Annotated in this window: 4 protein-coding genes; all 4 read left to right on the top strand. The window is 46.1% G+C overall.

The window, feature by feature from the left end; all coding sequences use genetic code 11:
- The first annotated feature begins 94 nt into the window (after nucleotides 1-94).
- Nucleotides 95-835, top strand: coding sequence for a 3-oxoacyl-[acyl-carrier-protein] reductase (gene fabG / locus ABEW34_RS31895; RefSeq protein WP_430165901.1), 741 nt, complete (start codon nucleotides 95-97; stop codon nucleotides 833-835).
- Between the two features lie 45 nt (nucleotides 836-880).
- The gene (locus ABEW34_RS31890; RefSeq protein WP_430165898.1) at nucleotides 881-1153 is read left to right on the top strand and encodes a phosphopantetheine-binding protein; all 273 of its coding nucleotides are present in this window, start codon (nucleotides 881-883) and stop codon (nucleotides 1151-1153) included.
- A 56-nt stretch (nucleotides 1154-1209) separates the two neighbouring features.
- Nucleotides 1210-2994: an ABC transporter ATP-binding protein gene (locus tag ABEW34_RS31885; RefSeq protein WP_430165895.1), complete on the top strand. Its 1785-nt coding sequence runs from the start codon at nucleotides 1210-1212 to the stop codon at nucleotides 2992-2994.
- A 4-nt stretch (nucleotides 2995-2998) separates the two neighbouring features.
- A partial coding sequence (locus tag ABEW34_RS31880) for an ABC transporter ATP-binding protein (protein WP_430165892.1) occupies nucleotides 2999-4542 on the top strand: 1544 nt, incomplete at its 3' end.

Genomic DNA, 4542 nt, shown 5'->3' with positions numbered 1-4542 from the left:
CGTTTCGGCGATTACGAATATTTATTAGTGAATGGGTATGATGTCAATGGATGCTTGCACAGCGTCATCCTTGGGACGGTTCGGAGGTGAGCCATTGAAATTTGCCGATAAAGTCGTCTTTGTAACCGGAGGAGCGAAAGGAATCGGGCACGCCATCGTCCAAGCCTTTGCAAGTGAAGGTGCCACCGTACTCTTTACCTATAATAGTAGTGAGGCTGAGGCTTCGAAGCTGGAAGCTTCTCTGCAGGAAAATGGGCGCAAGGCGAAAGCATTTGCTCTGGACGTGTCTGATCATATGAACACGCTTGCTGTATTCGAGGACGCGGTTCAGCAGTTTGGAAAGATTGATGTGCTCGTCAACAATGCGGGCGTAACGGAAGATGGTTTTCTGATGCTGATGGAAGAGTCCTCTTGGGATAAGGTCATCAATACAAATTTGAAGGGCGCCTACAATTGCTGCAAAGCGGCGCTGCCTTCGATGATCAGCAAGAGGAAGGGAGCCATCGTAAACATTTCCTCCGTATCCGCTTTAGCGGGCGCCTCAAGCCAAACGAATTACAGCGCGTCCAAGGCAGGCCTTATTGGTTTGACTCGATCCCTATCAAGGGAAGTTTCTGGTAAAAACATCCGGGTCAATGCAATCGCGCCAGGATATATTGTTACGGATATGCTCGGGAAAGTTCCCGAACGCGTGCGCCGTCATTTTGTTGATAAAATTGCCTGCGGCCGACTGGGCGAGGCTGATGAAGTAGCGAAGGTAGCCCTATTTTTAGCTTCCGACGATGCAAGCTACATATATGGACAGACGATCATTGTCGATGGAGGAATGATTTAAGGCAGCCGTGCAAGTGAAAATGAACGATTTTAGGGAGGTTAAATGATGAGTGGGGAAATAAAAGTAGCGGATTTTAATGCGAGGTTTAATGAAATTTTGCAAAAAAATATTGAGCTTATGTCTATTGATGAGAGTGTATTGAAATCGGATTTAGAAACGGTAGGTCTTAACTCGATTTCCTTCGTTAAATTAATCGTAGCTTTGGAAAATGAATTCGATGTCGAGTTTGAAAATGAAATTTTAATTATCGACTATTTTGCTACTTTGGAGCAGTTTAAGGGCAGCGTGCAAAAGCTGGTAGAGGGACAAGAGCATTGATTTCCCCCGCTCGTGCCGTTCTGTGCAGCGATCTAACCCTATAGTGGAGGGCACTTATGCAAATAGCAAGCCGGAACTCTGCTTTCTTTTCGATGCGACGATTGCTCGTCTTTCTTAAGCCCTATCGGTTTTGGATAGCGCTCAAGCTGATAAGCACGATCATAATAGCGGCCAATGATATTTTGCTCATCTATATTATCAATCTTTTATTTTCTTCCACCGAGACTGGTGATATGGGTGGCTTGAGGCAGGCTGTATATTTGATTCTCGTTTTCATCGTGACAGGTATAATTGTAAATTTCTTCAACGTTTATTCGTCGGGACGCTATAGCGCCTTTGTGACCCGTGATTTGAAAAATAAAGTTAGCGAGCATATTAATAGACTGCCGATTTCGTATATGGAGTCTCGCCATTCCGGCGATTTCAGCTCCAGAATGACGAACAGCATCAATCAAATTGAAGGGTATATTTACAATGATTTTGCAGCTCTTATTTTTCATATTGTCCGGGTCGTAGCTTGTATTGCGGTAATGTTTTATATGAACTGGCAGCTTACGCTATTTTGCTTCGTTATGCTGCTGCTCATGACCTTTTTAAGTGGGAAAATTAGCCGCCCGTTAAACCAGTATGCAGCAGATGTGCAGCAAAGCATGGCCCAGATGAGCACAGTTGTTCAAGATACAATTGGCGGCATCAACATGATCAAGTCTTACAATTTGGTACAGGTTATGTATCAAAAATGCCAGCTGCTGCTTGATAAGCTGCTTGAGCGTTTTTTGCGGATCGAGAAACGAGTTGCTGCTATGGGGGCACTCAGCGTATTTGTCCGTACGGCTCCGCTGGTGGTGTTTTTTCTCTTCGGGGGATATTTGGTTAGCAATGGACAGCTTTTAATAGGCGCTTTAATAGCGTTTGTGCAGTTCATCAATTACCTCGTATCGGGGATGGGAGAGATTCCAAATCAGATTAGCCGGTTCAAAATGACAGCGGGCGTTGTCGATCATCTTTTTGAACTGCTGGATGCAGAGACAGAACGGATGGATGGCAAGCAGCCGGAAAACCTCTCCTCGTCCGCCCCTGCGCTAGAATTTAAGCAGGTTACCTTTTCCTATGATAATCATACGAAGGTGCTTGATGAGGTTAGCTTTTCATTGCCACAAGGTAAAACAGTCGCCTTGGTCGGACCGAGCGGTTCAGGCAAATCGACCATTTTCAAGCTCATAACCGGTTTTTATGATTATAAGGGTGGGCAAATCAAGCTGTACAATGAGCCGCTTACCGATTGGAAGCTATCGTCTGCCAGAGCGCTCATTTCGCATGTTTCACAGGATACGTTTCTTTTTCCGGGCTCCATCGCCGAAAATATTGCATGCACGGATGACGGCTACAGCATGGAAGACGTAGAAAGCGCAGCTAAGCTTGCAAATATTCATGAATTTATTCGGGTACTTCCACAAGGGTACGATACGCTCGTCGGTGAACGGGGAGTCAAGCTCTCAGGCGGACAAAAGCAGCGGATAGCGATTGCCAGGGCCATATTGAAGGATGCTCCCATTTTGCTGCTGGATGAGGCAACTTCGGCGCTTGATTCTGAGTCCGAACAGCTTGTGCAACAATCCATTAACCGGATTATGCGAAACAAAACGGTTTTGGTCGTCGCTCATCGCCTGTCTACGGTCATGAATGCGGACCATATTTTGGTGCTGAATGAGGGGCGTGTTGAAGAAAGCGGCACACATGAAGAGCTGCTTGCCAAAAACGGTACTTATCATCGCCTATATAACAACCAGGCAAGCAATCGTGGAGACCAGCCGAACCAGCTCGGTCAAGAGGGGGCATAGTTGCTTGAAAAGAAGCAATAAACAACAAATTGCGAGACTTGCCCGATTGCTTGGTCGGCGTAAACTATCATTTTCTCTTAGTTTTCTGGGTTTTGGTCTCATGAGCTCAAGCGTATCGATTATTACGGCCATGCTGGTCTCAACCTTTCTCGATGCTATAACGGAAAAAAATATGGATGCCGTTTTTACGCTCACCATCCAGTTCATGCTTATCGTCGTTGCTATGTGCATGCTAATGCCCCTTTTCCAATATTGGTATGGCAAAACGGTCAAGACGATCATGAACAGCATGCGGCTTCGTGTTTTTCATCATATGGAGAAGCTTCCGGTTAGCTATTACGAGAACAGCCATAGCGGTGACAGCCTATCCAGAATTACAAATGATTTGCAAACGATGGAAAATGCTTTCTCTGGAGAAGCGCTTACGCTGCTTTCCTTAATGTCTACTGGAATAATATCAGCGGTTCTTATGTTTTATTTGGACTGGAGATTCGCCGTTGCAATGATTTTTTTAGGATTGCTGTCAACGTATGTGAACTCGAGGTATGCAAAGCCATTCAGAACGATAAGCACCGAAATTCAGGAGCAGTCCGGCGTTCAGATGGAGCGGCTGACGAATCTCGTTGCTGGCACGCAGGTGAGCAGAACGTTTCAGATGGTCGATGGGATGAACAGCAAGTACAAGGAGACGACGACGAGGCTGGCAGACCTGTTTTTACTGCGGGCGAAAAAAAGCGCTTACTTAACCAGCACTAATTATTTTCTGTTATGGATTAATAATGGCGGTGCCTTTATTATTGGAGCTTTTATGCTGATTAACGGACAAGTGACGATCGGCAGCTTGCTAGGGGTTATTTTGCTACTGGAAAACGTAACGAATCTCTTCCGGAATTTAGGCGTTTTCTGGGCCAATTTGCAATCCTCGCTGGCAGGGGCTGACCGGGTGTTTGATCTGCTTGATGTGGCAGAAGAACCTGAGCGATATGCATCTGTCTCAAAGGAAGCAACTGTCGCAAGCTTAAACGAGAATGAAATGCTCGATTTCAAAAATGTATCGTTTTCCTACCACAAAGACGAAAATGTGCTTCACCGCTTGAACCTTCAGGTCGATAAAGGACAGCTTGTCGCGATTGTTGGTCCTAGCGGAGGCGGCAAAAGCACAATCATGAAGCTGCTGCTTGGCTTTTATCCATTCTCGGAAGGCGAAATTCGAATTGCTGGCAAAAGCTTTGCAGATTATTCACTCGAGGAGCTTAGGGATAAGATGGCCTACGTTTCCCAGGACCCTTATCTGTTCGAAGGAACGATAGAGCAAAATATCCGTTTTGGAAAAATGGACGCAACGGCAGAAGAAATTGTAGAGGCAGCGCGTGCAGCGTATGCCCATGATTTTATTACCGAGCAGACAGACGGCTACAGCACCGCGGTTGGAGAACGAGGCGTGAGGCTGTCAGGCGGTCAAAAGCAGCGAATAGCGATTGCTCGAGCGATATTGAAAAATGCGCCTATTTTGCTGCTCGACGAGGCAACATCAGCACTGGACAGTGA

The sequence above is a fragment of the Paenibacillus algorifonticola genome (genome assembly GCF_050481745.1).
GTDB lineage: Bacteria > Bacillota > Bacilli > Paenibacillales > Paenibacillaceae > Pristimantibacillus > Pristimantibacillus algorifonticola_A.
This window is presented reverse-complemented; position numbering and strand designations above follow the sequence as displayed.